This is a genomic window from Xanthomonas sp. CFBP 8152 (assembly GCF_014199025.1).
Taxonomy (GTDB): Bacteria; Pseudomonadota; Gammaproteobacteria; order Xanthomonadales; family Xanthomonadaceae; genus Xanthomonas; species Xanthomonas arboricola_B.
In genome coordinates this window covers 377,776-392,458 of sequence record NZ_JACHNO010000004.1, presented here as the reverse complement: position 1 = coordinate 392,458, position 14,683 = coordinate 377,776, and the positions used below count along the sequence as shown (strand labels likewise).

The following is a 14,683-nucleotide window of genomic DNA, read 5'->3' as shown; positions in this document are numbered from 1 at the left end:
GACCTGCCCTCACCCCAACCCCCGCTCCGCGCCCCAGCCCGCGCCAGCGGCGCGGGCGCTCCAAGGCACGCGCGCCAGTGGCGCGCAACCAGTGCCTTATCGCCCCGGGGGGAGCGGGGCTTTGGTGCGTCAGCGGTAAGGGGCTGTGCGCTAGCGGGCATCGGGCGTGCCTGGGTTGCTGGATGTCGGCTCCGGGGCACTGCCGGCGAACAGGGCGTCCAGGGCTTGGACCAGCGCCGGATCGAAGCGCCAGGCGTGGATGCCGGGTGCGGGCGTGTCGGACATGGCGTCGCTGGCGCGGTCGGCGCCAGGGTCGGCTACGGCGTTGCGGGCAGGGTCGGCGCCTGGGTTGGCCTCGGCATCGCGGGCGCGGTCGGCGCCGGGGTCGGTTGCAGCGCTGCTGGCGGGGTCGGAGCCGGGGTTGGCCTCGGCGTTGCGAGCAGGGTTGGAGCCGGGGTCTGATGCGGGGTTGCGAGTGGCGTCCAGGCCGCGGCAGAACAGGTAGCGCACGCCGCCGAAGTCACGGGCGTAGTCGTAGGCCTGGCCCAGGCGGAAGCGCAGCCAGCGGTGCAGCGCGACGGTGTAGATCAGCGCCTGCAATTCGTACTCGCTGTGCGCCATGGCGCGGGCCAGGGCGTCGGCGTCGTAGCTGGGCAGGCGGTTGGACTTGTAGTCGAGCACGTACCAGCGCCCGTCCACGGTGTAGGTGAGGTCGATCAGGCCGGTCATCAGGCCTTCCAGGCGCTGGCGCGCGCCGAAGGCCTGGCGCTCGCCGACCACGCCAAACCGGTGCAGCAGTGCCAGCAGTGCCTCGACGCGGGTGGGCCGCATGGCGAAGTGGAATTCCATCTCGTTGCGGCGCTGCGACTCCGGCACGGCGGCCAGGGTGGTGCCTTCGGGCAGGGCGACGGTGAGGGTGTGGCCGATCAACGTGGTGAGCATGGCCAGGCCGTCGTCCCAGTCCTTCTCGGCGTAGCCGCCGCGTTGCAGCGCCTCGAGGATGGCGGCGGCCTGGCCCTCGGGTGCGGGCAGGCCGGGGCGCCAGGCCTGCCAGACGGCGAAGTCGCAGCGCTCGAACACGTCGTGCATCACCACGCCGAAACGGTTGCCGGCAAAGCGCGGGTCGAAGGTGTCGACCTCTGCGGCCACCGCGATCGCCTCGCTGCCGGACGGCTCGTCGCTGCCGCCGCTGCCGACCACCGTGGCGCTGGCCATCGGGTCGGTGGCGGCGCCGGCATCGGCATTGGCCAGCTGAGTGAAGCTGTAGACCCACCACTCGGGTGCGATATGCCGCTGCGGGTTGCGCGCGGGCGGCACCTGCGCCTCGATCGGTGGCGGCAGGCGCGGCAGGGTGGCCGGCGGCGTGGACGTGTCGACCACCACCGCGCCCTCGCCGGCCGCGCCTTGCAGCGCGTCGAGCGCGCGCAGCATGCCGGACAAGGCGGTGCGCTCGTGCTGGTGGAACGGGCCACTGGCGATCCACAGCGCGTGCTCGGCGCGGGTCAGGCCGACATAGAGCAGGCGCGCGTCCTCGGCGCGTTGTTCCTGCTTCCAGGCCGCTTCGGCGGCGCTCCAGGTTGGATCGTCTTTATCAGTCTTCCAATGCATCTGGCGGCCGAGCTCGGGCGCGTGCACCACGCAGTGACGGCCGGCACCCTTGTCGCTGCGGCCGATGCCGATGTACGGCAGGAACACCAGCGGATACTCCAGGCCCTTGCTCTTGTGCAGGGTGACGATCTGCACGCGGCGCGCGTCCGATTCCAGCCGCAGCTGCTGGGCTTCGTCGTTGTCGTCGGCATTGGCGATGCGCCGCGACAGCCAGTCGACCAGGCCATGCGGGCCGAGCGCGCGGGCGTCGGCTTCCTGCAGCAGTTCGGCCAGTTGCAGGTAGTTGGTGAGGCGGCGTTCGCCATCGACCAGGGCGAGCAGGCGTTGCCCGTGCGCGGCGCCCAGCTCGCCGATCAAGGCCAGCGGGCCGCCGCGTTGCCAGCGCTCGCGCCAGTCCAGCGCCTGTTGCTGCCAGCGGCGGTGACGCTCGCCATCGTGTGCGAGCGCGGCGATGGCGGCGGCGTCCGCGCCGATCAGCACGGTGGCCAGGGCGGCGCGCAGGCGGCTGTCGTCGCCGGGGTCGAGCAAGGCCTGCAGCAGGGCCAGCAGTTCCAGCGCCTCGTCGGTGGCGAACAGGCTCTGCTTGCCTGCGGCGACCGCCGGAATTCCCACCGCGCCCAACGCCTGTTGCATGCGCGTGGCCTCGCCGTGGCTGCGGACCAGCACGGCGATATCGCCGGCCTGCACCGGGCGCGCGTTGATGGTGGCGCTGCCGTCGCGCCCACCGGCCAGCCAGCCGCGGATCGCCGCCACGCAGGCGGCGGTGGCCAGCTCGCGGGCGCGGCCGGCGCTCCAGGGTTTGGGCTTGCCCTTGCTTGGCGGCGGCGGTTCCGGGGCGCGCCACAGCGTCAGCGCCGGGGCGGTGGCGCCATCGTGTTGCAGGTCGGCATCCGCCCGCTTGGTGCCGGGCTGCACCGGGTGGAAGGCGATGCCGTCGGTGAGGAAGGCATCGGTATAGCCGGCCTGCGCGTACAGCGCGTCGATGGCCGCCAGCACGCCGGGGCGCGAGCGGAAGTTGTGGCTCAGCGGCGGGGCGAGTTCGGCAGTGACCGCAGCGGCCAGATAGGTGCGCACGTCGCCGCCGCGGAAACCGTAGATGGCCTGCTTGGGGTCGCCGATCAAAAACAGCGCCGGCGCCAGGCCGGCAGCGCGTGCGAGCGGGCCTTCGCCGAACACGTTGGAGAAGATCGCCCACTGGCGGTCGTCGGTGTCCTGGAATTCGTCCACCAGCGCGATGGCGTATTGCGCGCGCAGTCGTGTGACCAGGGCCTGCGCCTGCGCGCCTTCCAGTGCGTGCGCGACGCCGTCGACCAGGTCGTCGTAGGTCTGCACCCGGCGCTGGCGCTTGAGCAGGGCGAGCCGTGCGATGGCGTCCTCGCGCAAGGCGTGCAGCAGGCCGATGCGGCGACGGCTGCGCCATGCTTCGACGCGGGCCAGCGCGGTGAGGTAACCGTCGATTTCGTGGCTCAGCGGCGAGGCCGGCGTGCGCTCGACGAACTTCTTGTTGGTGCCGGCCGCCAGTTCCGCGGCGGTCAACTTGACCAGCTTGGGGTGCGGCGCGGTGTTGACCGATGGCGCGGCGGCGAAGCTGTCGAACCAATGCCACAGCGAGGTCAGCCACTCGGGTTTGTAGCTGACCTTGCTCAGGATGCCGCCGTCGATGGCGGCCATGAGGGTGTCGAAAAACGCGGTGCCGTGCGCCTGGAATGCGGCCGCCATTGCGGTGCTGGCGACTTGCACGGCCTGCAGCAGCGCAGCGGAATCGTCGGTCGTCGTGGCAGCCGCCGGCAGCAGCGTTGGATGGCGCACCAGCGCGCGCAGATCGCTGGCCAATGCCTCGGGGCCGCCCGACCACAGCGCGATCAGGTCTTCGGCCATCGCCGCATCGGCGGCGCGCTGGCGCCACAGATCGGCGGCGACTTCGCCGAGCAGTTCGCGGTCGTTGGCGAGCAGTTCCGGCGCGGCGAAGGCCTGGCCGCTTTCCAGCGCGTGCTCGCGCAGTACGCGCGCGCAGAAGCCGTGGATGGTGAACACCGCGGCCAGGTCGATTTCTTCCACCGCCTGTTGCAGGCGGCGGCGCAGGGCGGCCGGTGTCTCGGTGCCGGTGGCCAGGTGCGTGGTGAGCAGGGCGCGGGTAAGCAGGACGTCGGGCGGTTCCTGTAGGAGCGGCCCCGGCCGCGACAGCTCGTCGGGAAGGTCGGTCGCGGCCGGGGCCGCTCCTACAGAGGCAGATGGATTGCCGGGTGCCTGCGTTGCGGCTTGCTCGGTCGCGGTCGCGGCCTGGGCCGCTCCTACGAAAGGCGATGGGGCATCGGGGACCAGGGTTGCGGCCAGGACCAGGCGTTCGCGGATGCGGCGGCGCAGTTCCTGGGTGGCGGCCTCGGTGAAGGTCACTGCGAGGATCTGGCCGATGCGCAGGCCGCGCTCGACCACCAGCCGGGTGAACAGGGTGGCCAGGGTGAAGGTCTTGCCGGTGCCGGCGCTGGCCTCGATCAGGCGCACGCCATGCAATGGCAGGTGCAGGTACGGGTCGGTGACCGGGCCGGCGCTCATTCGGCCTCCTCCTGCGCGCCGTGCCAGTGGCGCCAGCTCTCGATCAGACGCTGCGGCTCCAGCGTGGCATCGGCATGGCCGCGCTCGAGCAGGTCGTACACGCGATGGCTGGTGACGGCGAACTCGGCGAAGCGCTGCGCATCGGCGAACGGGTCGCGGCCGCGGTTGACCAGGCGCAGCTCCGGGCTGTGCGATTCGCTCCAGCCGAAGCTGGACTGCCACTGCCCGGCGGCGTCCTTGATGGCCTTGTCCAGGTCGTCGCCGCGCGCGGCCTGGTGGTATTTCCAGCTGCTGTAGGGCGCGAACGCCAGCGGCGCCTGCAGGCCGTGCCGATACACCTGCAGCAGTGCGGCCAACGCGGTTTGCGCCTGCGTCTGCGACAGCGGGTCGGGGTCGATGGGATGCGGGCCAAGGCCGTCGTCGTGTTCGAAGAAGCGCACGTACGGTGCGTGTTCGCCGGCAGCGCGCAGCAGCAGCCATTCCAGACCGTGGCGGATCGCGCTGCGGCCGCTGAGCGCGCCGACCTGCACCCGCCCTACCCCGCTCGCATACCAGCCGGGCACGCGGCCATGTACCTCGGTCTGGCCGATCTGCACCTGCAGCCGGCGCGACTCGACCGGCGCCTCGCCGCGCCATTGCCGGAAGGCCTCGGCATACGGACGCAGTTGCGCCACCCGCTCGTCGAGCTGACGACGCCCCAGCGGCCCGGACGGCAGCAGCGCGCGCGCGCGCAGACGCTCGTAAAGCCGCTCGGTGTCGCCGGCCAGTGTGGCGTCGAACACCTGCTGTTGCAGGCCGTACTGGTCCAGCCCACGCGTGGGCGCGAGCAGCGGTTCGAGATCGCTGTCTTCGCCGGCCGGGTCGGGCAACCGCATGCCCAGACGATGACGCAGGAACTGCCCGGCCGGGTCGGAAAACAGGCGGCGCAAGTCGTCGATCGAAACGCTGCCCGGCACCGCGCTGTCATCGGCCGGCAACGCACCGGCCACCCACGGCGCGAGCGGCTGGCGCTGGCCGACCAGGCTGTCCACCGACGGTCGCCATTGGCGGCGATAACTGAAACGGCGCGGGTCGGCGCCGTGATCGCCCGGCGCGCCGAAGGCGGCGGCGGCGAATGGCTGCAACGGGTGCTCCACCACCAGCCTGGCGATCGCCTGCGGGTCGGCGTGGTACTGCGCGGCGCTGCCCAGCAGTTCGCTGACCAGCACCGACGGTTCGCGCGCGCTGCCATCGCGCGCATCGGCGCCGAGATAGCTCAGGTAGAACACCTCCTGCGCAGAGGCGAACAACTGCAAAAACAGGAACCTGTCGTCCTCGCGGGTTGAACGATCGCCGTGCCGGCGACGTTCGGTGCCCAGTTCGGCGGTGAGGCGATTGAGTCCGGCGGCCGGGTCGCGACGCGGGAAGTCGCCATCGTTCATGCCGAGCAGGCAGATCACGCGGAACGGCAGCAGGCGCATCGGCACCATGCGGCCGAAACTGATGCCGCCGGTGAGCAGCGGCGCACGCGTGTCCGATTCGCCCAGCACCGCAGCAAAGTGCGCGCGCACCACCTCGGCCGGCACGTTGCCGGCGTAGTCGGCGCGCACCGCATCGCGGGCGAATTGATCGATCAATGTGCGCAGCCGATCCAGCGCGCGCTGCGCCCGCGGTGCCGACGGCGCCTTCGGAATCAACGCCTCCAGCAGGCCGAGCAGACGCTCGCGCCACTGGACCGGCGTCATCGCGTCGGCCAGCACGGACTGGTGACGTTCGAGCACGCGCAGCAGCTTCAACAGGATATCGAGTGCGGCCAACGCGCTGCCTTCCAGCTGCGGCCAGGGCGCCACGCCCTCGATCTCCTCATCGGCGCCGCTGGCATGGCCGAGCAGCAGCCGGTCCAGCGCGAAGCGCCAGGTGTAGGCGTCGTCGCTCGGTGCCTGGTGCTGGCGCCGATGCGCCGCGTCCAGCCCCCAGCGCGCGCCGGCCGCATGCAGCCAGCCGCGCAGACGTTCCAGCCCGGCTTCGTCCAGGCCGGCGGCCTCGGCGATCGGCGCACTGGCGAGCAAATCGAGAATTTCGTGCAGGCCGAAGCGTGCGATCGGCAGGCCGAGCAAGGTGAGGAACACTTCGGCCAGCGGCTCGCTGGCCAACGGGCTGGCATCGGCCAGCGCATAGGGCAGCGCGTCGTCGTTGCCGTGGCTGCCGAACACCGCATCCAGGTACGGCACGTACGGGTCGATATTTGGCGACAGCACCGCGATCTCGCGCGGCTGCAGCGGCGGGTCGAAGCGCGCATCGTCGAGCAAGGCGCGCAGCTGGTCGTGCAGCACCTGCAGCTCGCGCAGGCGGGTGTGGCAGGCATGCACCTGCAGGCTGGGGTCGTGCAGATTCACCGCCGGCAACACTGCAGGCACGCTGGGCGCGCGGCGATGGAACAGGTCGCTCTGCATGCGCCGCAGCAGGCTGTCGCCCAGGCCGCCGGCGGCCAGTGCGCGGCGGCCGGATTCCAGCGGGTCGGCATAGGCGGCGATCTCGGCCAGCGGGTGCACCACCTCGTAGTCGCCGACCAACGCCATGAAGTCGCGCCCGGCCGCGCCCCAGGCCTGCAGCAGCGGGTTCTCCTGCACCTGCTCGGCAAACAGCTGCACCGCACCGTCTTCGCGACGGCGCTGCCACAGGGTCTGCAGGTCGCCCCAGTAACCTTGCGTGGGCGTGGGCAGATAGAAATGCAGCGTGCCCACGCGCGCCTGCGTGGCCAGCACGCGCAGCACGTCGGGCGAGATATTCAAGATGGCGAAGGCGAACAGGCGCCTGGGCAGGCCCTGCGGCAGCGGACCGTCCGGGCGTGCGTAGCGGTCCAGATACTGGCCGATGCGGCGCGCGCGGTATTGCCGGCCGGCGGCGATGCTGCGCCACAGGCGCGCCTGCGGATCATCGGGGTCGGCGCCGCCTTCCCAGCGCAGCAACCAGTCGCGTCGCCAGGCCTGGTACTTCTCGAACACGTTGCCCAACTCGCCGGCCAGCGCCCAGGGCTTGAGCGCATCGCCATCGGACAGATAACCGGACAACGGCGCCAGCGCCGCATCGCTGCCCAGATCGGCCTGCAACGCGGCATACAGGCGCCACTGCGTGGTGGCCATGTCCAGATCGTCGTCGGCCGGGCCGAGATTGCATTCCAGCGCGCGCGCGACGAATTCGCCGGGAGTGAGGAATTCCAGGTTCGCCGCCACCCCGTGCTCGGCCGCCAGCGTGGACTGCAACCAGCGCCGCATCGCCACCTGCGGAATCAGCACCACCTCCGGCTGCAGCAACGGCTGCTCCGGCACCGGCCGGCGCAGCTCCTGTGCGAGCAAGGCAGCCAGCGTATCCAGCGCATTGGAGGGATAGAGGCGGAAATCGGGCGCGGAAGTGGCGTGCATGCGTGCGTGCATTGTGCCGGATGCGACCGTACTGCGCTGTTTGCCCAGAATCGGCATGTAGCGATCGGCGCCGTGTTCGGGCCGTACTGGGTGGGCAAGCGCGAGGCCGACCTTGGCGATCGACGGCCGACGCGCTGCGGAGTTGATTCCACTCACATGCAGCAGGCGCGACCGGGTTGCGGAGTGCCCTCGATGCAGCGCGGCCGCTGCGCCCGGCGGTGTCTTTGCGAGCCACCGTCGACCAACGCGCAGCAGAGCGCCGGCGCCGCTATCCAATACCCCTGCAGCGGCATCACAAAAAGCGATGGGCCGGGATGTTCGCCCGGCCCATCGCATTGGCCTGATGCAGGACGCTGGAGACGATCAGTATTTCTTTTCCAGGTTGATCATCCAGGTCTGGTCGTTGTTGCTGTCGCCATCGGTGATGCCGCGGTATTCCAGCCGCGTCGACAGGCCCTGCTCGGTCAGCAACGCCGCGCCGATGCCGACCATCAGGCGGTTGCGATCGAACGCGCTCTGGCCTGCGCGGTAGAACGGCCCGCCGTTCAGATCGGCATAGCTCAGCGTGGCATCGCCGCGGCCCTGGAAGTCGCGCTGATATTCCACGCGCAACTGCGGGGTCAGCCGGCCCCAGGCCACTTCGCGGCGCCATTCCAGGCGCAGACCCAGGTTGCCGGTGGTGGTGGCCACGTCCATGTCGTCATAGCGCAGCGCGAACGGCGCCACGCCATCCTCGACATAGCCATCCAGCGTGGCGCGCGCCACATCCACACGCGCATACGGGGTGATCTGCAGCTCGCCGCGTTGCAGGTCCGCACCGGTGGACAGCGAGGCGATCCACTGCTTGCCGTCGCGGCTGCCTTCGGCCATCGAGGCGTCGTCGGTGACATAGCGGCGCAGGTCGTAGGACAGCAGCTGGTAGCCGACCAGGGTGTCGAAGAAGAACGCCTTGCCCGGATGGAAGCTGGCATACAACGCCATGGTGTAGGCGGCGGCCTTGGAGTGGCTGCCGTTCCTGCCCACATCGCTGTCGTCACGGCCCCACCCCAGGCCCGCACCGATCGCCAGCGACTGCGCCACCCGGTAATCGGCGCCCACGCTCAGGCCGTCGGTCTGGAAGTCCACCCCGTTGCTGTTGGACTGCGTGTCCAGGCTGCCCGAGCGGATCGCACCGCCCACCCACAGCCCCAGATCGCCCTGGCCCTGCGCAGCGCTGTTGCCGCTGCTGGCCACTGCCGGCGCATCGCGGAAGTCGTTGTCGGCCTCCTGCGTGTCCGGGCTGCAGGGCTGCGCACTGATGCCGCGGTCGGCCTGACGGCAATGCGAGGTCGGCTGGAAGCTCACCGCGTTGCTGAAGGTGCCGCCGCCGCGATGGGTGGCTTCCAGACGGCGCTGGAAGTTGTCGATCTGCGCCCGCGCAAAACGCCGCGTGGACTCGGACTGCGCATCGATCAGGCCACGCACTTCCGCATCCACGCTTGGGTCGCGACGCGGCGCGATGGTGAACACCACGTTGGCCGGCACCGAGGTGGCATACGCATTGGACAAGGTGAACTGCACCGTGGCCTGGCCGACAAAGGCCGGGTTGGGCGTAAAGGTCAGGGTGAAGGTGGGTCCGTCGACAACCGCCGCTGGCGATGGGCCGGACGCACGGGCCGCTGCCGAGGCACCGCCGACACGGGTGATGGTGGCGGTACCGGCCGACGCAGGCAGCACCGCGACCACGGCGGCCGCCACGAACGGCCCGCCAGTGGCATTGCGGGTCAGGTCGACCTGTTGCGCCTCGCCCGGCACTGCCGCAGCAGCGACCGACACCGCGACCGGCCGCGCATTGACCGCAATGGTCAACGTGGCCGCCGCCGAGGTGCCGCCGCTACCGGTGACCGTGTAGCTCACCACATCGGTGCCGACGAAACCGGCGGCCGGCGTGTAGACCAGCTCCAGCCCGTTGACCACGGCGGTGCCGTTGGTGGGCGCAGCGGCAATGGCGATCGCCGTGATGTTGCCGGTGTCGTTGGCGGTCACCGCCACCGTCACCGCAGCATCGCTCATGGTGGCCGCCACATCCGCCACCGCCACCGGCGCCGCATCGTTCACCGTGAAGCTGTAGGCCTGGGTGGCGCTGGCATTGCCGGCATCGGCCACCGCGATGGTGAAGGCCGAGGTGCCCTGCGTCGTCGGCGTGCCCGACAGCGTGCCGTCGCTGGCCAGCGTCAGGCCGGCCGGCAGCGTGCCGCTGGCGATGCTGTAGCGATAGGGCGCAATGCCGCCACTGGCCGTGAGCACCTGGTTGTACGCGCTGCCGCGCACCGCCGGTGGCAGGGTCGGTTGCGCCAGCACCAGCGTCGCCGCTGCAATGGTGACCGCATAGCGCTGGCTGGCCTGGGCGGCGGGGCTGGGCGTGCTGTCGGTCGCGGTCAGGGTGAAGTTGAACGTGCCGGACAAGGTCGGCGTGCCGCTGAGCCCGCCGGTCGCAGCGTCGAGCACAACGCCATTGGGTAATGCGCCTGCTGTCAGTGCGTAGCTGTAAGGCGCTGTGCCGCCGGCGGCCGGGGCAATCGTCGCCGCATACGCCTGCCCGGCCGTGCCTGCCGGCAAGGTGCTGGCCGGCAGCACCAGGTTCGGGCCGGCCACCGTCAGTGCATAGGCCTGCGCAGCGGTGAAGGCGTTCGCGTCGGTCGCGGTCACGGTGACGTTGAAGCTGCCTTCCACCGTGGCGGTGCCCGACAGCGTGCCGTTGCTGGCCAGGGTGATACCGGCCGGCAACGTGCCGCTGGCGAGCGTGTAGGTGTACGGGGCGGTGCCGCCGCTGGCGCTCAGCACCTGGCTGTAGGCCGTGCCACGCGTGGCGGCCGGCAGCGCGGTGGGCGCGATCACGACCACAGGTGCAGCGATGGTCAGCGTGTAGCTGCGGCTGGCCTGCGCCGCCGGGCTTGGCGTGCTGTCGGACACGGTCAGGGTGAAGTTGAACGTGCCCGCCACGGTCGGCGTGCCGCTGAGGGCGCCGGTCGCCGCATCCACGACCACACCCGCCGGCAGGACGCCGCCGGTCAATGCGTAGCTGTAGGGCGCAGTGCCGCCGGTGGCCGGCGTGATCGCCGCGGAGTACCCCTGCCCGGCCGTGCCTGCCGGCAAGGTGCTGGCCGGCAGCGCCAGGTTCGGGCCGGCCACGGTCAGTGCATAGGCCTGATTGCCGGTGAAACTGCCCGCATCGGTCGCGGTCACTGTGAAGTTGAAGCTGCCTTCCACCGTGGCGGTGCCCGACAGCGTGCCGTTGCTGGCCAGGGTGATACCGGCCGGCAACGTGCCGCTGGCGAGCGCGTAGGTGTACGGCGCGGTGCCGCCGCTGGCGCTTAGCACCTGGCTGTAGGCCGTGCCGCGCGTGGCGGCCGGCAGCGTGGACGGCGCGACCACGATCGGCGGCGCGGCGATGGTCAACGTGTAGCCGCGCGTGGCCTGCGACGGCGTGCCTGTGGTGCTGTCGGTGGCGGTCACGCTGAAGGTGAAGCTGCCCACGCTGCCGGGGGTGCCGGTCAGGGCGCCGCTGCTGCCGTTGAGCGTGATGCCCGCCGGCAGGGCACCGGCGGTGACGGCGTAGGTGTAAGGCGTAACGCCGCCGGTCGCCGGATTGAGCGCGCTCGAATAGGCCTGGCCTGCGGTGCCGGCCGGCAGGTTGGTCGCCGGCAAGGTCGTCGTCGCCACGGCCACGGTCAGCGTGTAGGCACGGTTGCCGCTGGTGGGGCTGCCGCCGCTATCGGTGGCGGTCGCGGTGAAATTGAAGCTGCCACTGGCGGTGGGCGTGCCGGACAGCACGCCGGCAGCGCTCAGGGTCAACCCAGCCGGCAACGCACCGGCGGTGATGGCAAAGGTGTACGGCGCGGTGCCGCCGCTGGCGCTCAGGGTCTGGCTGTAGGCGCTGCCCGCGGTCGCCGCCGGCAGCGATGCCGGCCCAACCGTCACCACCACGTCGTCGTTGACGATGGTGCCGGTACCGGTGGCGCGCGCGATGCTCGCGTTGCTGGCGCCGGACAGGCCGACGCTGAAGGTCTCGTTGGATTCGACCGCAGTGTCGCCATTGACGGTGATCGCCACGCCCTGCGCGGTGACGCCCGGCGCGAAGGTCAGCGTACCGGAGCGGGCGACGTAGTCGCTGCCGGCGGTGGCGGTGCCATCGGCGGTGGCGTAATTGACCGACACGGTCTGGCCGCTGGCCATACTCAGGCTCACCGTGAAGGTGGCAGTGGTGGTGCCGCTGTTGCCTTCGTTGACGCTGACGTCGTCGATCGACAGTGCAGGCAGCGCATCGTCGTTGACGATCGTGCCCTGGCCCTGGCTGTCGCCCACGCTCGCCCCGGTGACGTTGCTGACGTTGACGAAGAAGGTCTCGTCGGGCTCGCTGAGCGTGTCGCCGTTGATCAGTACGGTGAAGGTGGCGCTGCTGCTGCCGGCGGGGATGGTCTGCCCGGTCAGGCTGGAGGCAACGTAGTCCACACCGGCGGTGGCGGTGCCATCGGCGGTGGCGATATCGAAGCTGACGCCGCCGGTGGCGGCCGGCTGGTTGAGTGAGACGGTGAAGGTGGCATTGGTGGTGCCGGCATTGCCCTCGTTCACCGAGACGTCGTTGATCGACAGCGTCGGCTGGTCGTCGTTGAGGATGGTGCCGGTGGCGCTGTTGGGCGAACCCACGTTGTAGCCGGTGCCGCTCGCAAGGGTCAGCACCACGGTCTCGTCCGGTTCGATGGTGGCATCGGCGGTGGGATTGATGGTGATGGTGCCGCTGGTCTGGCCGGCGGCGATCACCAGCGGCGAACTCACAGCCGCGTAATCAGTGCCCGAGGTCGCCGTGCCGCCAACGCTGAAGACAACCGACACCGCGCTCGACGCGGCCTGGTCGAGCGTGACGGTGTAGATCAGATTGGCCGCACCGTCCTCGGCCACGCTGGACGGAGACACGGCGATCGATGCGGTCGGAAAGTCGTCATTGACGATGGTGGCGGTAGCGCTGGACGGGCTGCCGATGCCATAGCCGCTGCCGCTGGCCACGCTGATCACGACCGTCTCGTCGGCCTCTACAGTGGTGTCGGCGACCGGGGTGACGGCAAAGCTGGCCGAGGTGGCGTTGGCGGGTACCACGATGCTGGCCGGCGCGCCCGTGTAGTCGGTGCCGCTGGTAGCCGTGCCGCTGCTGCTGAGGTTGACCGTGGTCGCCGAGCTGCTGGTCTGGCTCAGGGTCACCGTGTAGGTAAATGACGCGCCGCTGTCTTCGTTGCGGCTGGAAGGACTCACCGCGATGCTGGCCGACAGCGCCGGGGTAATGGTGATGTTGACGGTGATGGTGTCGCCGTCTTCGTCTGCCAGCGGAAAGGAGTCGCTGGTGGCCGAATCGCCATTGTGCGTATAGGTGACGGTCTGCGTGCCTGACCCGCTCTGCGAACTGATCACGATCGTGCCGTGCGCCGGTTGTACGCCGTCCCAGCCGATGCCGAAATTGTTCGGGCCGTCGCAGTTGGTGACGTCGATAACGACCGAACCGCCCTGCACCACGGAGGCATTCAAGGTTGGACAATACGGCGAAGTCGCTGCCATGGCCCAGGCCGGCAACAGCATCGCCACCATGAGCATCGCCAGCATCATGGCAAAACGCATCCGGCCACCGGCGTCCGTTACAGAATTCCGCTGCTTGATCACAGTCCGCACCCCTGGAAAGCGCCCCCCGGCGCCGGCAACGATCCTCGTGCCTGAAGGCCATGCCGCCCTAGCGGGTTTCCCCTTCGGCATCGCGGGCGTATTTGAACAGGAACTGACTGCCAGATAAAGAATGAAATATTAATACTTCATCGATTTTGCGGGACCGCAACTTGCCGAATCCAGACGCGCCAGGTATCTGTACGGCAGCCCCGACACACGGTGGCACTCACGGGAAGGAAATCCGCATGAGCGAATTTTTTGTCGGCCAGATCATGTTGACCGGTTTCGTTTTCGCTCCAAGGTATTTCGCGCAGTGCAACGGCCAGCTATTGCCGGTCAACCAGAACCAGGCGCTGTTCAGCCTGCTTGGCACCCGCTTCGGTGGCAATGGCAGCACCAACTTTGCGCTGCCGGACATGCGCGGACGTACCCCGATCGGATTCGCGCCTTCGGCCGATCCGAACTGGCAACCCTCGCCGCAGACGCTGGGCCAGAACGGCGGCGCCGAGAACGTCTCACTGCTGCCCAGCAACCTGCCGGCGCACGGCCACCTGCTGGAATCCACCGCCACCGCAGGCAACAACCGCAATCCTGCCGGCCGCTCGTTCGCCAACAACGCCAGCACGTCGGGGCCGGCGACGCCGTTGTATGCGGCACCCGGGCCGCTGGTGGCGCTGAATCCGGTGACGGTGGGCACTGCGGGCGGCAGCCAGCCGCATCCGAACCTGCAGCCTTACACCACGCTCAATTTCTGCATCGCGCTGTCCGGCATCTTCCCCTCGCGCAGCTAGGCAACCGCACCTCATGCGCGCGGCGTGCCGACGGCGCGCGGCGTATCACCGACCAGGAAGGACACCATGGGCACTCCATTCATCGGCGAGATCCGCTTGTTCGGCTTCGGCCGCACCCCCCAGGGCTGGCAGGCCTGCGACGGTACACTGCTGTCGATCTCCGAATACGAAACCCTGTTCGTGCTGATCGGCACCACCTACGGCGGCGATGGGCAGAACACATTCGCGGTGCCCGACCTGCGCGGCCGCGTGCCGCTCCACCAAGGCCAGGGACCCGGGCTGAGCAACTATGTCATCGCCCAGCGCGCAGGCACCGAGACGGTGGCGTTGACCGGACTGCAGATGCCGGCGCACACGCACACGCTGGTCGCCACCACGGCCGCGGCCACGGCGACCGCGCCGTCCGGGCTGCTGCCCGCCGCAGTCAGCGGCGACGTGTTCTACGTGACCGACACCACCGGCGCCACTGCAGTGCCGATGGCCACGCCATCGACCACGATCGCCGGCGGCGGCCAACCGCACGAGAACACCATGCCCACGTTGACGGTGCAGTACTGCATCGCCACCACCGGCATCTTCCCGCAACAGGCCTGATCCCATGCGCCGCGACCGAATCGCTGCGGCACGCATCCGCCCCATCGA

Annotated in this window: 6 protein-coding genes; 3 read left to right on the top strand and 3 right to left on the bottom strand. The window is 70.0% G+C overall.

Annotated features, from left to right (window positions below; all coding sequences use genetic code 11):
* Positions 1-150: 150 nt before the first annotated feature.
* From recB to FHT09_RS16900, 3 genes are all read right to left on the bottom strand, one after another.
* Complete coding sequence (recB, locus tag FHT09_RS16910; protein WP_184417039.1) at positions 151-4,161, bottom strand: exodeoxyribonuclease V subunit beta; 4,011 nt, start codon at positions 4,159-4,161, stop codon at positions 151-153.
* A complete protein-coding gene (recC, locus tag FHT09_RS16905; protein WP_104606880.1) occupies positions 4,158-7,562 on the bottom strand; it encodes an exodeoxyribonuclease V subunit gamma in 3,405 nt (1,134 codons plus the stop codon). Before recC ends, recB begins: the two co-directional genes overlap by 4 nt.
* A 363-nt stretch (positions 7,563-7,925) precedes the next feature.
* Complete coding sequence (locus tag FHT09_RS16900; protein WP_221230802.1) at positions 7,926-13,208, bottom strand: putative Ig domain-containing protein; 5,283 nt, start codon at positions 13,206-13,208, stop codon at positions 7,926-7,928.
* Here FHT09_RS16900 and FHT09_RS16895 point away from each other — a divergent pair.
* The 3 genes from FHT09_RS16895 (at position 13,147) to FHT09_RS16885 (ending at position 14,635) form a co-directional block, all read left to right on the top strand.
* The gene (locus FHT09_RS16895; protein ID WP_181141391.1) at positions 13,147-13,377 is read left to right on the top strand and encodes a hypothetical protein; all 231 of its coding nucleotides are present in this window, start codon (positions 13,147-13,149) and stop codon (positions 13,375-13,377) included. The two genes, FHT09_RS16900 and FHT09_RS16895, sit on opposite strands and share 62 nt — an antisense overlap.
* 118 nt (positions 13,378-13,495) lie before the next feature.
* Positions 13,496-14,041, top strand: a complete 546-nt coding sequence (locus FHT09_RS16890) for a tail fiber protein (RefSeq protein WP_104606876.1) — start codon at positions 13,496-13,498, stop codon at positions 14,039-14,041.
* 66 nt (positions 14,042-14,107) lie between these two features.
* Positions 14,108-14,635, top strand: a complete 528-nt coding sequence (locus FHT09_RS16885; RefSeq protein ID WP_104606875.1) for a tail fiber protein — start codon at positions 14,108-14,110, stop codon at positions 14,633-14,635.
* Positions 14,636-14,683 lie beyond the last annotated feature (48 nt).